Genomic DNA, 19,962 nt, shown 5'->3' with positions numbered 1-19,962 from the left:
CACTTCGCCCAGGGCTTCCGAGGTGACCTTGCCGGCCTCCAGGGTGACGAGCGCGCCCAGGTCGGCCTTGGCGGCCCGAAGCTCCTCGCCGAACAGGCGCACCAGCTCGCCGCGGCGGGGCGCGGGCACGTTGCGCCAGGCCAGGAACGCGGTGTGCGCGGTCTCGATCGCGGCGGTCACGTCGGCGGGCGAGGCGTCATGCACGTTCGCCAGGGTCTCGCCAGTGATCGGTGAGCGGACCGGCCGCGCGCCGCCGGTCCAGAGCGCTTCGGTCACGCCGAGGCGGCCGAGCACGGCGGCGGCTTCCGCCGCGGCGGAGGTGATCTTGGCTTGCATGGTCATCGGTCTACTCGGCGGCGGCGCGGAGGGGGAGGACTTCCTGCGCGTAGTAGCGCCCGAAGCGGTTGGCGAGGAACGCGTGCAGCGGGATGTCCTCCTGGCGGATGAATCCCTTCGCCGGAAGCGCGCCGTCGGCCAGCATGTCCAGCACCGCGCAGATGGCGCCGGCGGTGGTGATCTGGATCGCGCTCTTCACCTCGCCGCCGATCTCCTGGGCGAAGACCTTGTTGACGTAGGTCTCCTGCATCAGGTGGCCCTTCTTCATCCCCGAGACGGTGACGAAGACGATGACGACGTCCTGCATCGTGGCCGGGACCGAGTTCTCCAGGATGTCCTTGAGCACGTCGCGGCGGTTGCGCAGGTTCAGGTCGTTCAGCAGCGCCTTGATGATCGCCGCGTGGCCGGGATAGCGGATGGTCTTGTAGTTCAGGTTGCGGACCTGGCCGTCGAGGGTGTGGCAGAGCGTGCCCAGCCCGCCCGAGGTGTTGAAGGCCTCGTAGGTGACGCCGTCGAGGGCGAACTCCTCGCGCTCCTCCATGGCCGGTGTCTCGCGCAGCTTGCCGTTCACGATCGCCTCGCACGGCTCGCAGTACTCGTTGATCACGCCGTCGGTGGACCAGGTGAGGTTGTAGTTCAGCGCGTTCGAGGGATAGCGCGGCAGAGCGCCGACCCGCAGGCGGACGTCGTGCAACTGGTCGAAGTGCTTGATCAGGTCCCAGGCGGCGATGGTGATGAAGCCGGGGGCCAGGCCGCATTGCGGGATGAAGGCGGTGGCGGCGTCGGCGGAGAGGTCCCGGACCACGCGGCTGGAGGCCACGTCCTCGGTCAGGTCGAGGTAGTGGGCGTCGGCGACCTTGGCGGCGCGCGCGACGGCGATGGTCAGGTGATAGGGCGCGCAGTTCACGACGGCGAAGCAGCCCGCGAGCGCGCCCTCGATCTGGTCCGGATTGTCTATGGCGAGGGCCGCGGTCTCGACCCGCTCGCGGCCGGCGAATTCGGCCAGCGCCTCGCCCGACTGGTCGATGAGGATGACGCTGTAGCTGCCCGAGCCCACCAGCAGGTCGACCACGGTCGAACCGATCTTGCCTGCCCCGACGACGGCGACCTTGCGCATTTCCTGTGCTCCTGCGGCTGAAGGTTGCAGCCTCCCGCCCGCCGGCGCCGCTTTCAACTGGCGTTCGGTCGATATGAGGGATTAGTTTAGGCGTATCGCCGACAATATTGCGCGGACTGACGATGGACGACCTCGACGAACACCTGCTGGCCCGGCTGCGCGAGAACGCCCGCGCGCCCGTCGCCGAACTGGCCCGTGCGCTGGGCCTGTCGCGCACCACGGTGCAGAGCCGGCTCGCCAAGCTGGAGCGCAACGGCACGATCGCCGGCTATGCTGTACGGCTCGCCCCCGCCTACGAGCAGGGCCGTGTGCAGGCCTTCGTGATGCTGACCGTGGAGCCCAAGCAGGCGGCGGCGGTGAATGCGGCGCTGAAGCGGATGGCGGGCGTGCGCAGGCTGCAGTCGGTGAGCGGCCCGTTCGACATGATCGCCACCGTCGAGGCGTCGGGCGTGGCCGAGATGGACGCCACCATCGACGAGATCGGCGCCGTGAAGGGCGTCGAGCGCACCAACACCTCCCTCGTCCTCTCCACCAAGTTCGACCGGTGACGCCGTGAAGATCGTCGCCATCCACGCGCACCCGGACGACATCGAGTGGCTGGCGGCCGGCACGCTGGCGCTGCTGGGCCGGGCCGGGCACGAGATCGCGATCGTCACCGCGACGGCGGGCGAGGGCGGCTCGGCCGAGCATCCGCCCGAGGAGACCGGCCGTATCCGCCGCGCCGAGGCGGCCGAGGCGGCGGCGCTGATCGGGGCGGAGTACCGCTGCCTGGGCTTCCCGGATCTCGGCGTCTTCAACGACGACCCCTCGCGGCGTCGGGTGACCGAGCTGATCCGGGCGATGGCGCCCGACGTGGTGATCGCGGCCTCGCCGATCGACTACCACCCCGACCACGAGGCGATCAGCGTGCTGGTCCGCGATGCCTGCTTCGCGGCGCCGGTGGCCAACTACCGGACGGGCGACGCCGCGCCGCTCGCCGCCATTCCGCACCTCTACTTCACCGACGCCGTCGGCGGCCGCGACCGCGAGGGGCGGCGCCACGCCCGCGATTTCGCTGTCGACGTCGGCGAGACCTTCGCGCTCCGGCGGCAGATGCTGGACCGGCATGTCAGCCAGGCGAACTGGGTCCGGAAGCATCACGCCATCGAAGACCACCTGGCGTCGATGGAGGCGTGGGCCCGCCGCGTCGGCCGCGACTACGGCGTCGAGCGCGCCGAAGGCTTCCGCCAGTACCGGCACGAACCCTATCCGCGCAGGCCGCTCTTGCAGGAGCTGCTCGGCGAGACGGTCCTCACGACCGCGTCCTGAACGTGATGGCCCGGCTTGCCCGGGGGATGCGCGTGGGGTCAGGCGATTTCGCGTTGGCCCGCTTTCGCCGCGTCGTAGCGGGCCCACATCGGCGCGCAGTCGATCATGGCGCGCTCGTCCATCGCGCGGTCGATGGCCATGACGGTCAGGCCCGCCTCCATCGACTCGTAGGGCGTCACCGGGAAGGGCGCGCGGCCCTCCATGGCGGCCAGGAGGTCCAGCGCCATCGCCTGGTCGGCGCCGTTGTGGGCGTCGGCGGTGCGGGTCTCGAAGTCGAGGCGTTCCGGCTTCCCGCGATGCAGGGTGTGGCGGACCATCAGCTTGTTGCGCACCAGGTCGGCGATCAGCGTCCCTTCGGTCCCGGCCACGTACCAGCGCCGTTCGGCCAGCGCGGTGTGGCTGTTGGCGTGGAAGCCGAGGCGCACCCCGTTCTCGTACTCGACCATGGCCACCTGATGGTCGGTGACGTCCATGTCGGACTGGAACGAGTCGTTCGCGCCCGCCCAGCCGGCGTCGCGCAGAGCGTAGGCGGCCGAGCCGTCCTCGTACAGCCTCGGGCGTTCGGCGCGGGCCGAGGTGAAGATCCGCCGCCCGCCGAAACTGGCCACCCGCGAGGGTCGGCTGCCCGCGACGCGGCCGAAGATGTCGAAGTCGTGGACCACCTTGTCCAGGAAGTACGATCCGCCCCATTCCTGGCGGCGGCGCCAGTTGCGGGCGAGGTAGCCGCCGTGCTCGGGCGGCAGGTGTTCGGTGGCGTCGAGGGAGACGATCTCGCCGAGCTCGCCGGAGTCGACCCGCTTCAGCACCTCGCGCACGATCGGCAGCGAGCGCATGACGAGGCCGACGTAGAGCGGCGGCGTCCCGGCCCGGGCGAGCCGGCGGGCGAGATCGTCGGTCTCCTGCTCGGTCCGCACGATCGGCTTCTCGGCGAAGATCGGGACGCCGGCGTCCAGCGTCTCGATCAGGTGCGCGTAGTGCAGGTGGTTGGGCGCGCCCAGCATCAGCAGGTCGTAGGGTCCGCGCGCCAGCAGGTCGGCGACGTCGGCGCAGGGCCGCCCGAGGCGCACCCGGGTCTTCTCCAGGATCGGCGCGCCGACGGGCGCGGGGTCGACGTAGGCGCAGAGGTCGACGTTCCAGCCCACTTCGTCCATGGCCGCGAGCACGTGCGCGATCCGCTGGCCCAATCCGACGACGCCGATGCGGTAGGTTTTCATGGCCGCAAGGTGCGTCCCGAAAACGGCGCTGTCACCCCACCGCGCGCGCCGGCGGCCGCGGCGCGCGACGACGGATCATCGACCCCGCCATGGCGAAGCCGGCGATCATCAGGGCCCAGCTCGCCGGCTCCGGAACGCCGCCGGTCACGGGATTGGGGTTGCCGGGCACGTAGGAGGTGTAGGTGATCTGTACGCCGTTCAGGTCGAAGCCGGGGCTCGCGCCGCCGTTGTCGAGACCGACGATGCGGATGGCGCGAACGACGTCGCCGGCGCCGAAGCCGATCCGCGCCAGGTCGAAGCTCAGCCGGATGTTGGGCCGGAAGGCGCTGTTGCTGGCCAGTCCCAGGCGCGTGAACGTCGTCAGGTCGGAGCTGACGAAGATCTCGGCCAGTTCGTCGGACGCCCCGAGTTCGCTGATGTAGATGTCGTCGCCGGGGCCGTTGGTGATGATCTCGTCGGTGAAGCCCAGGGTGATGTACGAGCCGGTGGGCAGGGAGACGAAGCCGTTGAACGTGACGTCGTTGAAGCCGAGGATCACGTTCGTCGAGACCGGCGCGAAGCCCGGCGCACTGGAGCTCGCGCCGCCGTAGGGGCCGGCGATCGGCCCGGCGCCGCTGTCGAAGAAGTCGAGCACCACATCCGGGAACCCCAGCGTGTAGACCGTCGCCGCCGCGGGCGACGCCGCCGCCGCCAGGCACGTCGCCGCGGCCAGGGTCGAAAGAAGCTTGCGTGCTGCGGATCGGATCATTGTCCACCCCCTGCGTCGCGGACCGGTGGCCGGCCCGTGGTGTCGCCGATGCGCCCCGGACCTCCGGTGCGCGGTTCAGCGACAGATACGCCGGGCCGAGGGCTCGCGGCGTCGGCTGGTTGGCCTAGCCGGATGGCCTAGGCGCCTTCGTCGCAGGCGGATCGCCTCGGGGTCACTTCTGGCGAGGCGCCTTCAGCTCGGACCCCGTGAACTCGCCCATGGGGTCGCGCCGGACGCCCGCCAGCAGGGTGCGGGCGGCGTTCTTCACCTCCTCCTGCACGGCGGTGTCGGCGTCGAGGTCGTCATGGCTGGTGGCGTAGGGCTTCCAGTAGCCCACGTAGCGGTCGAGTTCGGCGGTGGGACCGGCGGCGCAGAGGCGCATGAAGCACAGCCAGTCGGCGATCGCGCGCCGCACGTTTTCGGCGCCCTCGACGTCGCCGTGGACGACCACGGCGAACTGCCGCTTCTCGAGGTGGCGAGGATAGTCCCAGCCGTCGAGTTCGATCTGCTTGGCCTCGCGGGCCGCCTTGCCGTGGGTGCGGGTGGGGTCGGGGTTGCCGCCGTCGGCGCAGACCAGGCGGTCCATCATCAGCTTCAGCGGCGAGGTGGGCGAGTACCAGTTCACCGGCGTGATGATCATGATCCCGTGGGCTTCGACCCACATGGGGTAGATCTCGTTCATCCAGTCCTGCGTCTGGCCGAGGCCGTGGTTCGGGTAGCAGGAGCACGGCCAGTGGCAGAGCGGCGCCGCCGTCGAGAAGCACGCCTTGCAGGGGTGGATGTTGCGCCCGTACTCGGCGGTGAGGCGCGACAGGTCGAGCACGCGCACGGCGGTGCTGTCGGCGGACTCGAAGATGTCGAGCGCCAGCTCGGCGAAGCGCCAGGACTTCGACATCTCGCCCGGGCAACTGTGTTCGCTGCGGGGCGAGCAGTTGACGATCAGGAAGCGGAGCGGGCCATCCCTGTCGTCGTGGCGCGCCTGCGCCTCGCGGATCGCGTCCCGGGCGGCCAGCCACTCCACCGAGAGGTCGTAGTCCGGATCGGCGAACTCCGGCCCGGCCTTGCGGGTGACGGGCGCCTTGCGGTGGCCGGCGTAGGCGTCCCAGGCGACCTTCACGATCCGCTCCAGTTCGGCGTCGAGCGCGCGGAAGGCGGGATCGTGGAACTGCTGCAGGTAGCGCTCGCGGAACTGGCTCTCGCTGAGCGCGGGGTCGGGCGTGCCCTTGCGGGGGTCGGGCGCTTTGCTCATGCGAGCGGCAACGGCTGCCCGTCGGCCCTTGTTCCGTGGGCGCGAAGAAGACCGGCGCGCGGTTACGCGGCCTAAACCAAAAGGCTTCAGAATACAGGCTACTCGGGGGTTCTGGGCGGCTATGAAGTCTCTCTCGCGGCGGTTTCTGATCAGCGTCGGGGCGATGTCGCTGGTGGTGACCATCCTCAGCACGCTCGGCGCATTCCTCGTCTTCCAGCGCGAGCTGTCGAACCGGCAGATCGCGTACCTTGCCGACTATGTGCGCGAGCGCTCGTCCAACGTGGAGCGCCGCTTCTCCAACCTGACCGCTCTGCACAAGGCCGCCGGCGAGGAACTGGAGCGGCGGATGAACCGGCTCTCCGACGCCGACGTCGATCGATTGGCCGACCGCTATTTCCCGATCCGCCCCGACGGCAGCCGCCGCAGCGCGGACAGGTACTTCGACGGAACCACGCAGGACGGAACCTACATCTACGGCATGGGCGCCTTCCTGGCGGACCCCGAGAAGATGACCCGCGACGAGAAACGCGCGGCCGTGGCCGCCTTCGAACTGGTGGCCAACTTCGGCCAGGCGGCGCGCAAGGACTACGACAACTTCTACTTCATCCAACCGCCGGCCACGCGGCTCGTCATGTTCGGTCCCGACCGGCCGGACCGGCTGATGTTCTACCGCCACGAGGCGCCGCGCGACCTGGACATCTCCAAAGAGGAGATGTCGTCGCTGACGAGCCAGGAAAACGACCCCTACGCACTGACCCGCTGCACCAACCTGCAGCGGCTGGTCCAGGACGACGTGGGCGAGCGGCTGGCGACGGCGTGCCTCACGCCGGCCTACGTGAACGGTCGCAACGTGGGCGCCTTCGGTTCGTCGATCGAGCTGACGGGCTTCCTCGCCAACGCCGTGAAGACCGGCCTGCCGGGCGCCCAGACCCTGCTGGTCACCGGCAAGGGCGAGCTGATCGCCTATCCCGGCTTCACCGTGCCGGGCAAGGCCTCGGAGGCCGCGGTGGCCGGCTACGAGAAGCAGTTGCAGTTGAAGACCCTGGTCGGCGCGATCCGCAAGGACGGCCAGCCCAGCGGCGTGATCACCAGCCCAGACGGACGTCTGATCGTCGCCTACGGCCAGTTGGCGGGCCCCGACTGGTATCTGCTGCTGAGCTATCCGAAGGCGTCGGTGGCGGCCTCGGCGGCGACGTCGGCGTCGTGGGTGCTGGGGCTGGGCGCGATCGCGACGGCCCTGCAGACGCTGCTGGTCGTGGTGCTGGCCCGCCGGTTCATCGTGTGGCCGCTGCAGCGGCTGGCGGAGTCGTCCGATCCCTCGGCCTGCAGCGGATCGGCGCGCCCCGACGCGTCGCGCGAGGAGCAGCGTCCCGACGAGATCGGCGTGCTGGCGCGTTCGCTCCGCGCCGAGCGCGAGAAGGTCGAGACGGTGCTGGCCTCGCTGGAGGACCGCGTGGCCGAGCGCACCGCCCAGCTCGAGCGCGCCAACGCCGAGAAGAGCCGCTTCCTGGCCAACATGAGCCACGAACTGCGCACGCCGCTGAACGGCGTAATCGCCGTTTCCGAAACCCTGTCGCGCGAGCAGGCCACGCCCAAGGGCAAGGAGCTCGCCGATCTGATCGTGTCGTCCGGACGCCTCCTGGAGCGGGTGCTGACCGACATCCTAGACTTCTCGAAGATCGAGGCCGGCGAGATCAAGCTGGCGCGCGACGAGTTCGCCATGACCACCCTCGTCGGCCGGATCGCCGAGCTGCACCGGGCGGCCGCCGAGTCGAAGGGCCTGACCTTCCGCTGGTCGGTGACTCGCGAGGCCGAGGGCTGGTTCGCCGGCGACACCGTGCGGCTGACCCAGGTGCTGTCGAACATGCTGTCCAACGCCGTGAAGTTCACGGAAACGGGCGGGATCTGCCTGGAGGTGGACGCGGCCGGCGGCACCCTGGGCTTCACCGTGGCCGACACGGGCATCGGGTTCGACGAGGAGGTGCGCCAGCGCCTCTTCCGCCGCTTCGAGCAGGCCGACGATTCCATCCGACGCCGCTTCGGCGGGACAGGCCTGGGCCTGGCGATCAGCCGCTCGCTGGTGGAGCTGATGGGCGGGTCGATCGAGGTGGCGTCCGAGCCCGGCAAGGGCTCCACCTTCTCGGTGGTCGTGCCGCTGGAGCGCATCGACGGCGAGACGGCCGTCCAGGAGGACGCCGCGGTCGAGGCCTTCGACATCTCGGGCGCCCGCGTGCTGCTGGCCGAAGACCATCCGACGAACCAGAAGGTCGTCCAACTGGTGCTCGACTCCGTCGGCATCGTCCCGGTGATCGTCGAGAACGGCGCGCTCGCCGTCGAGGCGCTGAAGGGCGGCCGGTTCGACGTGGTGCTCATGGATATGCAGATGCCCGAGCTGGACGGCCTGTCGGCCACGGTCCAGCTCCGCGCGCTCGAGCGCGCCGGGGGCCTGCCGCGAACGCCGGTGATCATGCTGACCGCCAACGCGCTGGACGAACATGTGCGCGCCAGCCTGGAGGCCGGCGCCGACGCCCACCTCTCGAAGCCGATCCGCGCCGATGCGCTGATCGAGGCGATCCTCCACGCAATGGCCGGGTCCGGGGCCCGAGCCGAAGCGGCGGCCTAGCGGGCGGCCGGAGGCGCATTCCGCGGCCTCCTTCTCATGCCCGGATGACGGATGGCCCCTTCCCCGCCGGCGAGGAGAAGGGGCCCCGCGACCGATCGGCTACGGCCGCTCGTTGCCGAAGATGACGGTGCCGGCGGCGCCGAACATGCCGCCGACCCCCTGGCAGACGCTGATCTTGGCGCCCGGCACCTGGGCGGGGGCGATCCCGCGCATCTGCCGCACGCTCTCCTGCAGGGCGTACATGCCGTACATGCCGGAGTGCATGTAGCTGAGGCCGCCGCCGTTGGTGTTGAGCGGCAGCTTGCCGCCCGGCCGGGTGTTGCCCTCGCGGATGAAGGCGGCGGCCTCGCCCGGCTTGCAGAAGCCGAGGTCCTCGAGGCCGTACAGCGGCAGGTGCGCGAAGGCGTCGTAGACCATCAGGTGGTCGACGTCGGCGTGCTTGATGCCCGCCTCCTCGAACGCCTTCCTGCCCGAGATCCTGAACGCCGTGGACGACGTGGCGTCGTACATCTGGCTGACCAGCGGGGTCTCCACGCTCTCGCCGGTGCCCAGCACGTAGACCGGCTTGGTCGGGAAGTCCTTCGCGCGGTCGGCCGAGGTCAGGATCAGCGCGCCGCCGCCGTCGGTGACGAGGCAGCACATGAGGATCCGGAACGGCCAGGCGATCATGCGGCTGTTCAGGACGTCGTCGACGGTGATCGGATCCTTGAAGGTGGCGCGCGGGTTCTTCGCCGCCCACTCCCGCTGGACCACGGCCACGTTCGCGAGGTCCTCTTCCCCGAGCCCGTAGGTCTTCAGGTAGCGGAGCACCGGCACGGTGAACATGCTGGGCGGACCGACCGGGCCGTAAGGCATCTCGAACTGGCCGGCGAGGCTGGACGGCGCGGCGCCGAAGCGGCCGGCCCCCACGCGGCTCTTCCCGCTCTCGCCGTGGGTGACGAGGATGGTCTTGGCGTGTCCCGCGGCGATCGCGGCGGCCGCGTGGCGGACGTGCAGCATGAACGAGCAGCCGCCCACCGACGTCCCGTCGGCGTAGGTCGGCTTGATGCCCAGATACCAGGCGAGCTCGGTGGGACTGATGCCGGCGGTGGCGACGCCGTCGATGTCGCTGGGCTTCAGGCCCGCGTCGGCCATGGCGTTCAGCGCGGCGTCCGCATGCAGCCCGATCACGGACTGGTCCGGAATGACGCCCATCTTGGTGGTTTCCGCGGCCCCGACGACCGCGACGGATCCTGGCTTCATCTCCTGCGTCTCCCTTACTTGGCCGGCGCGAAGAGCGGCAGGCTGATGTCGTCGCTCTGCTTCGAGAACGAGACGGTCAGAGGCATGTCGAGCCGCAGCGCCTCGGGCGTCTGCGGGCAGTCGACGATGTTGGTCATCATGGTGGGGCCCTCGGCCAGCTTCACGACCGCGATGGCGTAGGGCTCGGTCCCCATGTCGGGACGCGGGCGGTGGTTGATGACGTAGGACCACAGGATCGCGTCGCCGCTGGCCTTGTAGGCCTCGACGTCGCGGCTGCCGCACTTGGGGCAGAACGGGCGCGGCGGGAAGTAGCTGTCGGAACAGGCGGTGCAGCGTTGCAGGCGCAATTCGCCCTCCTTGCAGCCGTCCCAGAAATGGCGGGTCTCCGGAGTGGCCTCCGGCAACATGCGTGGCATCTGAAATCCATCCCCTTCGAAAAATCGGTCTGTCCCCGCCCGTCCTCGAGCGGACAGGCAGGCCTCATCTGGAAGTCCCGCGTCGTCGCAGATGCGACCGCACGGGGCCGCAAATCGGCGGCGCGCCAGCAAAGACGAGACGGCGGCGCTTGTCACCCCTGCCGCCGCGACAGCCGAACATGGCGAAGATCAAATACTCCGGAGAGCGAGGCTTGAGGGCGGCCCGCCAGGTTGGCGGCGTCGCCTGCTGTCGCGGGCGGCGCGATGCGACACGCCAGAGGAGTCTCCCCATGCCGCGCCAGAGCCAACCCGACCAGTACGTCTTCACCTTCGGCGCCGACGGCGTCGTGACCGCGGTCGCCGAGGTCGGCAGGAACGGCCGTCTCGACAACGAGAAGATCGAGCGAGGCGAGAGCTACCGCCTGATCGACGGCTTCGTCGTGAAGACCGAGGTCGACGGGCGCGAGCAGGAGTGGGAGGTCTACGCAGACCGCGACGGCGACGGCCGCTGGGTCGAAGTCGGCGAAGGCGAGGGGGCGTTCCACCAGGGGCTGCTGGCCCTCTTCGGCGGAACGCCCGTGAGCGGCGCAGCGCCGCCGGCCGCGCCGGGCGGCGAGGAATACGTCTTCCAGTTCGACGCGACGGGCGCCGTCACCGCGGTGTTCGAGCGCGAGCGCGGCGGCCGCCTCGATCGCGAGGACATCGAGCGGGACGAGTCCTATGCGCTGGTGAACGGCTTCGTCGTGAAGACCGAGATCGACGACGGGCGGATGGAACAGACCTACTACGCCGATCCAGAGGGCGACGGCGTGTGGGTGGAGATCGCCCAGGTGCTGCCCGGCGCCTCGGGCGTCTCCGCCACCCCCTGGTAGACGGGGTTCGACGGCGGCGTCCGGCGGGTGCAGGATCGCCCCATGAGCGCCGCCTTCGATCTCGAACGGTTCGTGGACGCCCAGGACGCCGACGGCGTCTACGACCGCGCGCTCGCCGAGCTCAAGGCCGGCCGCAAGCAGAGCCACTGGATGTGGTTCGTCTTCCCGCAGCTTCGCGGCCTGGGCATGAGCCACATGGCGCAGAGGTACGGCCTGGCCGGCCTCCCGGAGGCGGCGGCGTATCTGGGCGATCCCGTGCTGGGGCCGCGATACCGGGCGTGCGTCGCCGCGCTCAACCGCCATGAGGGGCTGAGCGCCAACGAGATCATGGGCACGCCCGACGACCTGAAGCTGCGCTCCAGCCTGACGCTGTTCGCCCTGGCGGCGCCGAACGAGGCCGGCGTGCGCGCCGCGCTGGGCCGCTATTTCGACGGCAGGCCCGATCCGCGGACGCTGGAGCTCCTGCGCTAGGATGGCGCCCGGCGTCGCGGCCTCCGCGCGTGTCGGTCAGGAGACCAGGGTGTTCTCGGCCTTCATGGCGGCGTAGGCGCGGCGCAGGAGGGCGGCGGCGTCGTCGATCTGGGCCTGCCAGCGGGCGAGCTCGCGGTCGTAGTGGCCCTCTTCCAGCTTCTGGACGACCGGATCGGTCGCCTCGGTCCTGCGCTTGGTCGCGGCCATGGTCTGCCCACCTCTGTTCCGGGCGGACAGTGTGCGCTCGTCGTGGTTTCGGGCGCGTTGACGTCGTCAGACCGGGGCGGTCGAGATCTTGCGGCGCTCCGTCGCAGCCAGGAGTTCGGCCCAGATCGCATCCTGGCGCGCCATGTCGCCCGCGGCCTCGGCGGCGGCGTGGGCGTCGATCAGGCGCGCGCGAAGGCGGTCGTTCTCGGCCCTGAGGGCGGTGAGACGAAGGTCGGGGTCGTCACCGGCCTCGCCCAGCAGCACGCGGACGGCGCGGTTCTCCTCGACCAGGATCGCGGCCTGGCGGTCCCAGACCTCGGCGGCGATGCCCAGCAGCATGGCCGACAGGCCGAGGTCGCTGGCGCGCTCGGCCTCGGGCACGCCCGGCATGGCGTTGCGCGCGGCGAGGCCGGCCAGTTCGGCGAGGACGGCGGGAACGGACGGGTTCATGCGAGCTTCCCCATCACCCGCAGCATGGCGCGGTCCTGGGCGTTGATGAGCCACCAGGCGGGGTAGATCATGATCGGCGCGGTGTTGCCGCCGCGGTTGAAGGCGGCGGCCGAGCCCACCCAGATTCCCTGCGCCTTCACGCAGTTGAAGAGGATCCACCAGTGCAGTGCGGCGGGGTCGGCCTCGAGGCCCGACGCGCGCTCCCAGATGGCGATGGCCTCGTCCTGGCTCGCGAGGCCGCCGGCGCAGCCGGTGCCGAAAGCCCAGACCGGCTGCAGGCTCCAGCCCAGGTCCTCCAGCGGATCGCCCAGGTGGCTCATCTCCCAGTCCAGCACGCCGTGGATCTCGCCGGCCGGGTCGTAGAGGAAGTTGCCGGTCCGGAAGTCGCCGTGGACCACGCTGAGCTTCTGCGCCGGCGGCGGCGGGTTGGCGCGCAGCCAGCGGATGGCGGCGCGCGTGATCGGCAGGGGCTCGGCCTGGTCCTTGTCGATCAGCCCCTCCCAGTGGTCGAGCTCGCGCGTCCAGCAGGCGTCGAGGGCCGGGCTCTCCATCCATTTCGTCAACCCGACGGCCTCGGGATCGGCCTTGGCGATCTCGCCCAGGATGGTCCACTTGCCCTCGGCGACCCTCGCCAGCACCTGCGGCGTGGCGGTCGCGAACAGCATCTGCGGCGAGGCCTGGAAGCCGGCGATCTCCTCGGCGACGAAGAAGGGGTGGTCGAGGTGCTCGTGGCCTTCCTCCAGCCAGAGCATCTCGGGGACCGGCACGGGCGAGCCGCGGAAGGCGCGGTAGGCCTCGAACTCCACGCGGCGTTCGGTGTCGATCAGGCTGGCCGGCGGGTCGCGGCGCAGGATCATGCGCCGCTCGCGGACTGCGCCGTCCTCGCTCCAGCTCAGGACGAAGCGGTAGGTCTCGCGGCTGGCCCCGCCGGAGATGCGCTCCAGCGACGACACCACGACGCCACGCGCCTCGGGCATCCGGCCGGCGATGTAGGCCGCCAGCCGCGGTTCCAGCGGATGGGCCAACTCAGGCCAGCGTGAAGCGGATGGGCAGGCGCTTGGGCCCGTTGACGAACACCGCCTCGCTCATCCTGGGCTCGCCAGCCAGTTCGACCGACTTCAGGCGCGGGATCAGCTCCTCCCAGAGGATCCGCATCTCCATCTTCGCCAGGTGCTGGCCCAGGCACAGGTGGGCGCCGTAGCCGAAGGCGAGGTGCCTGTTGGGCTTGCGGTCGACGCGGAAGTCGTCGGGCGCCTCGAACACCGCCTCGTCGCGGTTGCCCGAGGCGTAGCAGAGCATGATCCAGTCGTTCTTGCCGATCTTGCGGCCGGCGAGTTCGGTGTCCTGGGTCGCGGTGCGCATGAAGGTCTTCACCGGCGTGGTCCAGCGGATGGACTCGTCCACCAGGCCCGGGATCAGCGACGGGTCGGCCCGCAGCTTCGCCAGCTCCTTCGGCCGTTCGGCCAGCGCCCACATGGCCCCGCCCACGGACGACGAGGTGGTGTCGTGCCCGGCCGCGGCGACGATGATGTAGTAGCTCATCGCCTCCAGGTCCGAGATCGGCTGCCCGTCGATCTGGCTGTTGGCGATGATCGTCGCGAGATCGTCGGTCGGGTTCTTGCGGCGGTCTTCCGAGAGCGCGCGGAAGTAGTTCGAGAAGTCGATGATGACGCCGAAGTCCATCTGCGGCTCTTCGGTCGCGGCGCCCGCGCCGACCTGCGGCGCGCCGGCCTCACCTTGGCGGCCGAGTTCCGGATCGGCGGCGCCGAACAGCTCCTGCGTGAGCTTCAGCATCCGCGGCTCGTCGCTCTCGGGCACGCCCAGGATCGTCATGATGACGTGCAGCGGATAGTGCAGCGCCACCTCGTTCACGAAGTCGCACTCGCCGCCGAGCGCGGCCATCTTGTCGACGGCGGCGCGGGCGATCTTCCGGATCCGGTCTTCGAGCCCGCGCAGGTTCTGCGGCATGAACCAGCCCTGGGTCAGCGCCCGGTACTTCGGGTGGTCCGGCGCGTCCATCTGGACCAGGGTGCGCAGCAGATGCGGGCTGCCGCCCATCATCTCGCGGACGCGCTTGTCCATCGCCTGGGTGGTGAGCGTCGGCGAGCGGTCGCCGGAGTGGAAGAGGTCGTTCTGGCGGCTGATCTCCAGGATGTCGGCGTGCCTGGTCGCCACCCAGAACGGGTCGATGCCCTCGATCTTGGCCACGCCGAACGGCTGGTTGGCCCGCAGCCACCGATAGGTCTCGTAGACCTTGCCCGAGGCGTAGTCGGTAGGGGTCGCCAGGGTGTCCGCATGGTTCTGCGGGATCCGGTGGTCGGCCGCCGTCATGACGCTCATTTCGTCGAATCGTCGTCGGCCTGACGCGAGGTCACGCGGGACGACGCCTCCCGTTTGTCCTTAGAACTGGCGCGGAGTTGATACCCGCACGCGGCGGCCCGCAAGCATGACCGCGCGTCAACCGGAGGGAGTGCTGGCGATGCTGACCAAGGGCGACGACTACCCCATTCACCAGACGCCGGAGCCGATCGCCTACGCGGGGTCGGACCGCAACTTCTACGACCGCTACTTCTTCAACGCCTACGCCCCGGACGGAGCGGCGTTCCTGGCGGTGGCCTACGGCGTCTACCCGGCGCTGAACGTCGCCGACGCGCACATCGCCATCGTCAAGGACGGCAAGGAGCGCTGCCTGCACGCCTCGCGCATCCTGGGCCTGGAGCGGATGGACCTGCACGTCGGGCCGATCTCGATCGACATCCTGGAGCCGCTGATGCGCCTGAAGGTCTCGGTCGCGAAGACCGAGGGCATCGCGGGCGAGATCACCTTCGAGGGCCGCGCCTTCCCGATCGAGGAACCGCGGTTCGTGCGCCGCAACGGCCCGCGCCTCTTCATGGACTACACCCGGCTGACGCAGAACGTGCGCGTCTCGGGCTGGGTCGAGGTGGACGGCGAGCGGATCGAACTGAGCGGCTGGGTGGGCACCCGCGACCGCTCCTGGGGCATCCGGCCGGTGGGCGCGCCCGATCCCCAGCCGACGCCGGGCGGGACCTTCGCCCAGTTCTTCTGGCAGTGGTCGCCGCTGAACTTCCGGGACCGGAGCGTCTACTACCACATCAACGCCGACGCCGACGGCAAGCCCTGGAACACCCGCGCGGTGATCCTGGAGGACGGCGCGGGTCCCGACGGCGGCTTCCACACCGAAGCGGCGACCATGGCGATGGAGCTGATCCCTGGCACCAAGCACGCCAGGTCGGGGGTGCTGACCATCCCGATGGACCAGGGCGCGGCGACGGTGAAGATCGAGCCGGTGGCCACCTTCCTGATGCGGGGCATCGGCTACGGCGGCGACTGGCGGCACGGCGGGCTGAAGGGCGAGCTGGCCGTGGCGCGCGAAGACCTCGACTGCGAGAACTTCGATGTGGCCGACATGGGCAACCTGCACATCCAGGCGATCAGCAAGGCGACGCTCAGCGTGCCGGGCCAGCCCGACCAGCGGGGCGTGGGCGTGTTCGAGCAACTGATCCTGGGCCCGTACCGCCCGCTGGGGCTCTAACCGCCCAGGCCGCCGTTCTTGCTGAAGACGTGCATCAGGCGTGCGGCGGCGGGCAGCATCAGGGCGCCCAGCAGGGCCGGGAAGATGAAGAGGATCAGCGGGACGGTCAGCTTGGCCGAGAGGCCGAGCGCCTTCTCTTCCGCGCGCAGCATGCGCTTGGCGCGCATGTCGGCGGAGAAGACCGAGAGCGTCTCGCCGAGGCTGGTGCCCATCTCCTCGGCCTGGCGCAGCATGGTGGCCAGCGCTCGGGCGTCGTCGATGCCCAGGCGGTCGGCGAAGGCGCTCCAGGCGTCCTTTCGGGCGCGGCCGGCGCGCAGCTCCAGCACCAGGAACCGCAGATGCACCGTGAGGTTCGGGTAGCGCCGCTCCAGTTCCTCGGTGACGCGGGTCACGGCGGCGTCGAGCGACAGGCCGGCCTCGACCGAGGCGACCAGCAGGTCGAGCAGGTCGGGGAAGCCCTCGCTGTATTCGCGCTCACGGCTGGTCTTGCGGTTCTTCAGCACGAATTCCGGCCCGTAGATGGCGACCAGGGACACGCCCACGGCCAGGGCCAGCGCGCCCAGGTTGCCGCCCTTCTTGCCGATGATCGCCGGCATGGTGAACATCACGCCGACCGTCGCCAGGGCCAGTGCGACGGCCTTTACGCCGAGGAAGATGACCGGCGCCTCGCGGCTGTAGAAGCCCGCCTGCATCAGCTTCGAGCGCAGTTGCGAGACGGCGACCGGATCGCGCACGGCGCTCTGCTGGCCCAGCGTGCGGACCGTGGAGAGAACCTGCTCGGCGAAGGCGCCGCCCGATTTCTCGACCAGCGGTCCCGGACGGCCCCCGCCCGGGGCGGCGGGCGCCGTCCCGGCCGCGGCGAGACGGTTGCGGCGGAGCGACCGCACGCGCAGCTCGCCCACCGCCAGGACGCCGAGGCCGCCCAGCGCGCCCAACGTCAGCACCAGGCCCACGACGTAGATCAGGGTCTCCATCGGCATGGGGTCAGAGCCTCATGTCGATCATGCGCCGCATGATCAGGTTGCCGAGGAAGATCCAGAAGCCGAGCCCCGCGAGGCCGTACTTCACCATCGGCTCGTCGATCACGTCGCCGTAGAACTTGGGCGAGATCATCACGATCAGGCCCAGCGCCAGGAACGGCGCGGCGGTCAGGATCATCGCCGAGGCGCGGCCCTCCGAGGACGCGGCCTTGATCTTCAGGCGCATCTTGTGGCGGTCGCGCACGGTGTTGGCGTTGAGCTTCAGGAGGCCCGTGAGGTTGCCGCCGGTCCGCTCCTGCAGCCGCACGGTAGCGGCGAAGAGGTCCACGTCGGGATGCTGGCAGCGCTCGGCCATCCGCTCGACCGACTGCTCCAGCGTGGCGCCGTAGGCGATCTCGTCGGCGGCCATGCCGAACTCGGTCCCGATCGGGTCGCTCATCTCGCGGCCGACGAGGCCGACGGCGGCGGGCACGGGATGGCCGGCCTCGAGGCTGCGCACGATGATGTCGAGCGCCTGGGGGAGCTGGAAGCCCAGCGCCGCCGCGCGCTTGCCGGCCGCGTACTTGAGCACGCCCAGCGGGACCAGGACGCCGCCGATCAGCGCCCCGCCCAGGCCGAACAGGGGATTGCGCAGCAGGACGCCGGCGCCCGCCGCGCAGATCAGCGCGGCGGCCACGGTGTAGAGGATCCACTTCTTCTGGTCGTAGGGCAGGCCGGACGCGACGATCAGGTCGGAGAGCCACCGCATCGCGCCCTTGGTCCGCGCGCCGGCGGCGGTCAGGCCCCGCTGCTTGCGCAGCTCGACGACGAGGGCCGAGATGCCCTCGATCTTCTCGCCCACCTTCAGGCGCCGGTTCAGTTTGCGCTTCTGGGTCGCGACCGTCAGCAGGCCCGACAGGCCCTGCACGCCGGCGAAAACCGCGGCGCCGATCATGATCATGACGATCAGCCTGGCGTCGATCTCGAGGCCGGGCATCACGCCAGCGCCTTGTTCGGGTCGAAGTTGGCGGTGTCGTAGGCGATGCCCCGGCGCAGCATCTCGTCCAGCGCGCGCGGCCGCAGGCCGGTGGCGCGGTGTTCGCCGTGGACCGTGCCGTCGGCGTCGGTGTGGGTGCGGTGGTAGAGGAAGATGTCCTGCATCTGCACGACGGAGCCTTCCATGCCCACGATCTCGGTGACGTGGGTCACCTTGCGCTTGCCGTCCGACAGGCGGTTCACCTGCACGACCATGCCGACGGCGGCGGCGATCTGGTAGCGCACGGCGTCCGCGCCGATGTTGAGGCCGCCCATGGCCACCATCTGCTCCAGGCGGCTGATGGCCTCGCGCGGGTTGTTCGAGTGGATCGTGGCCATCGAGCCTTCGTGGCCGGTATTCATGGCCTGGAGCATGTCGAACGCCTCTTCGGCGCGGACCTCGCCCAGGATCACGCGGTCGGGACGCATCCGCAGCGCGTTCTTCACCAGCTCCCGCTGGCGGATCTCGCCCTTGCCCTCGATGTTCGGCGGCCGGGTCTCCATGCGCACCACATGCGGCTGCTGCAGTTGCAGCTCGGCGGCGTCCTCGATGGTGATGAGGCGCTCGCCGTGGCTGATGGCGGCCGACAGCGCGTTCAGCAGCGTCGTCTTGCCCGAGCCGGTGCCGCCCGAGATCACGGTGGAGACGCGGCTCCTCACCGCGCCGTGGAGGAACTCGGCCATGCTCGGCGTCATCGCCTTGAACTCGACCAGCTTCTCCAGCGTCAGCGGGCTCTTGGAGAACTTCCGGATCGAGACCGAGCAGCCGTCGATGGCGATGGGCGGGATGGCCGCGTTCACGCGGCTGCCGTCGGGCAGGCGGGCGTCGACCATCGGCTGGCTCTCGTCGATCCGGCGGCCGACGCCGGCGACGATGCGGTTCACGATCCGCAGGAGGTGGTCGTTGTCGCGGAAGCGGATGGGGGTGAGCTCCAGCTCGCCGCGCCGCTCGATGTAGACCTGATAGGGGCCGTTGATCAGGATGTCGTTGATCGACTCGTCCTTCAGCAGCGGCTCGATGGGCCCGAGGCCCACCATCTCGTCGAAGATCGAGGCGCCCAGCACCTCGAGTTCCTTGGCGTTCAGCGCCATCCGCTCGTCGCGGGCGAACTGGGTGACCTGGCCCAGCACCTGGCGGCGGAGTTCGCTCTCCTCGAGCTTGTCCAGCTTGGCGAGGTCCAGTTCGTCGATCAGCTTGGCGTGCAGCCGCAGGCGCAGGTCGAGGTGGGCGTCGCGCGGCGGCGGGCCCTTGGGCGCGGGTTCGGCTTTCGGGGCCGCAGCGGCCGGCGCGGCGGTCGCCACGGCAGGCTGAGGCGCCGGCGCGGGAGCCGGGGCCGGAACGGGACGCGCGAGACTGAAACGGCCCATCGGCTATGCGGCCTTCGCGGGCTGGTCGCGGCGCGGCGGCTGGACCGACAGGCGCTCGACCAGCGTCTGCACGTCCTTGACGATCTTCGACTTCGGCCGGTGCTGGGCGATCGGACCGCCCAGGTTGACCGAGGCGGCCGCGGCCTCCCAGTCGGAGCTGATGCCGGCCTCGGCCTTGCGCTGCAGCGCCTTCTCGGCCTCGGTCACCGACGGGGCGGGGCCGAACATGCGGCTGGCCAGGCGGTTCAGCACGATGCGGGGCTTGAGGCCCGTCCCGAGCCCATCCTCGATCTCGTCGGAGCAGGCGCGGGCGGCCAGCAGCGCCGGGACGGTCAGCTCGGAGATGACCAGCACCTCGTCGCAGCCGGCCAGCGCCTCCAGCGTCCACGCGCGACGGTGGCGCGGCAGGTCGAGGATGACCCACTCGTAGCACTCGCAGGCGACCTCCAGCATGCGCAGGACCGCGTCGCGCCCGACGGCGTCGAAGGCGTTGGCGTCGCGGACCCCCGCCATCAGGTCCAGGCCTTTGGACACTGGCGTGACGAAGGCGTGCAGCATGGCCGCGTCGATGCGGTCGGCGGCCTGGCCGAAGTCGGCGAGCCGGGTGGTGGGCGAACAGCCGAGGTAGGCCGCGGCCGCGCCGTCGGCGAGGTTCAGGTCGACCAGGCAGACCGCGCGCTCCTTGCCCGAGCGGGCGGCGAGCGTGTGGGCGATCTCGATGGCGATGGTCGTCGCGCCCGACCCGCCGACGGCGCCCGTGACGCCCCAGCAGCGCGAGTTGATCTCGGCGCCGG

The 19,962-nt window shown here is 70.4% G+C and carries 21 protein-coding genes; 6 read left to right on the top strand and 15 right to left on the bottom strand.

The features are described 5' to 3' along the window. Window positions 1–336: aldehyde dehydrogenase family protein (locus tag JNL41_RS00395; RefSeq protein ID WP_365697667.1), on the bottom strand; the 336-nt coding region annotated here is incomplete at its 3' end. Between the two features lie 10 nt (window positions 337–346). Next, complete coding sequence (locus JNL41_RS00390) at window positions 347–1,453, bottom strand: saccharopine dehydrogenase family protein (protein WP_293472109.1); 1,107 nt, start codon at window positions 1,451–1,453, stop codon at window positions 347–349. A gap of 122 nt (window positions 1,454–1,575) precedes the next feature. On the opposite strand from JNL41_RS00390, the gene JNL41_RS00385 reads away from it, so the two are divergent. Continuing rightward, a complete protein-coding gene (locus JNL41_RS00385) occupies window positions 1,576–2,001 on the top strand; it encodes an Lrp/AsnC family transcriptional regulator (RefSeq protein WP_293472108.1) in 426 nt (141 codons plus the stop codon). 4 nt (window positions 2,002–2,005) lie between these two features. Then, window positions 2,006–2,761: a PIG-L family deacetylase gene (locus JNL41_RS00380; RefSeq protein ID WP_293472106.1), complete on the top strand. Its 756-nt coding sequence runs from the start codon at window positions 2,006–2,008 to the stop codon at window positions 2,759–2,761. Between the two features lie 38 nt (window positions 2,762–2,799). On the opposite strand, the gene JNL41_RS00375 is transcribed toward JNL41_RS00380, so the two are convergent. The 3 genes from JNL41_RS00375 to JNL41_RS00365 all read right to left on the bottom strand — a co-directional run bounded on the left by JNL41_RS00375 (window position 2,800) and on the right by JNL41_RS00365 (window position 5,972). Continuing rightward, window positions 2,800–3,975 (bottom strand): Gfo/Idh/MocA family oxidoreductase, encoded by a 1,176-nt coding sequence (locus tag JNL41_RS00375; RefSeq protein ID WP_293472104.1) that lies wholly within the window; start codon window positions 3,973–3,975, stop codon window positions 2,800–2,802. A gap of 31 nt (window positions 3,976–4,006) precedes the next feature. Beyond that, entirely contained in the window at window positions 4,007–4,723 is a 717-nt protein-coding gene (locus JNL41_RS00370) for a PEPxxWA-CTERM sorting domain-containing protein (protein ID WP_293472102.1), read from the bottom strand. Window positions 4,724–4,895: 172 nt separating this feature from the next. Then, window positions 4,896–5,972, bottom strand: a complete 1,077-nt coding sequence (locus tag JNL41_RS00365) for a flavodoxin family protein (protein WP_293472100.1) — start codon at window positions 5,970–5,972, stop codon at window positions 4,896–4,898. Window positions 5,973–6,093: 121 nt separating this feature from the next. Here JNL41_RS00365 and JNL41_RS00360 point away from each other — a divergent pair, with 121 nt between their 5' ends. Next, on the top strand, window positions 6,094–8,595 hold the full coding sequence (locus JNL41_RS00360; RefSeq protein WP_293472098.1) for an ATP-binding protein: 2,502 nt from the start codon (window positions 6,094–6,096) through the stop codon (window positions 8,593–8,595). 99 nt (window positions 8,596–8,694) lie between these two features. Here JNL41_RS00360 and JNL41_RS00355 read toward each other — a convergent pair whose 3' ends face one another. Further along, window positions 8,695–9,837, bottom strand: a complete 1,143-nt coding sequence (locus tag JNL41_RS00355; RefSeq protein WP_293472096.1) for a hypothetical protein — start codon at window positions 9,835–9,837, stop codon at window positions 8,695–8,697. Window positions 9,838–9,851: 14 nt separating this feature from the next. Beyond that, window positions 9,852–10,253 carry an OB-fold domain-containing protein gene (locus JNL41_RS00350; protein ID WP_293472094.1) on the bottom strand — a complete coding sequence of 134 codons (402 nt, stop codon included), beginning with the start codon at window positions 10,251–10,253 and terminating at the stop codon, window positions 9,852–9,854. Between the two features lie 290 nt (window positions 10,254–10,543). Between JNL41_RS00350 and JNL41_RS00345 the strand changes: the two genes are divergently transcribed. Continuing rightward, a complete protein-coding gene (locus tag JNL41_RS00345; RefSeq protein WP_293472092.1) occupies window positions 10,544–11,125 on the top strand; it encodes a hypothetical protein in 582 nt (193 codons plus the stop codon). Between the two features lie 42 nt (window positions 11,126–11,167). Then, window positions 11,168–11,596, top strand: a complete 429-nt coding sequence (locus tag JNL41_RS00340; protein ID WP_293472090.1) for a DUF1810 domain-containing protein — start codon at window positions 11,168–11,170, stop codon at window positions 11,594–11,596. Between the two features lie 36 nt (window positions 11,597–11,632). On the opposite strand, the gene JNL41_RS00335 is transcribed toward JNL41_RS00340, so the two are convergent. From JNL41_RS00335 to JNL41_RS00320, 4 genes are all read right to left on the bottom strand, one after another. After that, on the bottom strand, window positions 11,633–11,803 hold the full coding sequence (locus tag JNL41_RS00335) for a hypothetical protein (protein WP_293472089.1): 171 nt from the start codon (window positions 11,801–11,803) through the stop codon (window positions 11,633–11,635). 66 nt (window positions 11,804–11,869) lie between these two features. Beyond that, window positions 11,870–12,253: a hypothetical protein gene (locus JNL41_RS00330; RefSeq protein WP_293472088.1), complete on the bottom strand. Its 384-nt coding sequence runs from the start codon at window positions 12,251–12,253 to the stop codon at window positions 11,870–11,872. Beyond that, window positions 12,250–13,278: a phosphotransferase family protein gene (locus tag JNL41_RS00325; RefSeq protein ID WP_293472087.1), complete on the bottom strand. Its 1,029-nt coding sequence runs from the start codon at window positions 13,276–13,278 to the stop codon at window positions 12,250–12,252. The genes JNL41_RS00330 and JNL41_RS00325 overlap by 4 nt, the downstream gene beginning before the upstream one ends. 1 nt (window position 13,279) lies before the next feature. After that, on the bottom strand, window positions 13,280–14,593 hold the full coding sequence (locus tag JNL41_RS00320) for a cytochrome P450 (protein WP_293472086.1): 1,314 nt from the start codon (window positions 14,591–14,593) through the stop codon (window positions 13,280–13,282). A gap of 139 nt (window positions 14,594–14,732) precedes the next feature. Between JNL41_RS00320 and JNL41_RS00315 the strand changes: the two genes are divergently transcribed. Further along, window positions 14,733–15,806 carry a hypothetical protein gene (locus JNL41_RS00315; RefSeq protein WP_293472085.1) on the top strand — a complete coding sequence of 358 codons (1,074 nt, stop codon included), beginning with the start codon at window positions 14,733–14,735 and terminating at the stop codon, window positions 15,804–15,806. On the opposite strand, the gene JNL41_RS00310 is transcribed toward JNL41_RS00315, so the two are convergent. The 4 genes from JNL41_RS00310 to JNL41_RS00295 all read right to left on the bottom strand — a co-directional run. Further along, on the bottom strand, window positions 15,803–16,786 hold the full coding sequence (locus JNL41_RS00310) for a type II secretion system F family protein (RefSeq protein WP_293472084.1): 984 nt from the start codon (window positions 16,784–16,786) through the stop codon (window positions 15,803–15,805). The two genes, JNL41_RS00315 and JNL41_RS00310, sit on opposite strands and share 4 nt — an antisense overlap. A 4-nt stretch (window positions 16,787–16,790) precedes the next feature. Then, entirely contained in the window at window positions 16,791–17,762 is a 972-nt protein-coding gene (locus JNL41_RS00305; protein WP_293472083.1) for a type II secretion system F family protein, read from the bottom strand. After that, on the bottom strand, window positions 17,762–19,102 hold the full coding sequence (locus tag JNL41_RS00300) for a CpaF family protein (RefSeq protein ID WP_293472082.1): 1,341 nt from the start codon (window positions 19,100–19,102) through the stop codon (window positions 17,762–17,764). Before JNL41_RS00300 ends, JNL41_RS00305 begins: the two co-directional genes overlap by 1 nt. 69 nt (window positions 19,103–19,171) lie before the next feature. Beyond that, the coding region (locus JNL41_RS00295; protein ID WP_293472081.1) for a cellulose synthase operon protein YhjQ/BcsQ at window positions 19,172–19,962 on the bottom strand (791 nt) is incomplete at its 5' end.

The organism is Phenylobacterium sp. (assembly GCF_016793285.1).
Classification (GTDB): Bacteria; Pseudomonadota; Alphaproteobacteria; order Caulobacterales; family Caulobacteraceae; genus Phenylobacterium.
The sequence above is the reverse complement of the archived record's forward strand: the minus strand, read 5'-3'. Positions and strand labels throughout refer to the sequence as shown.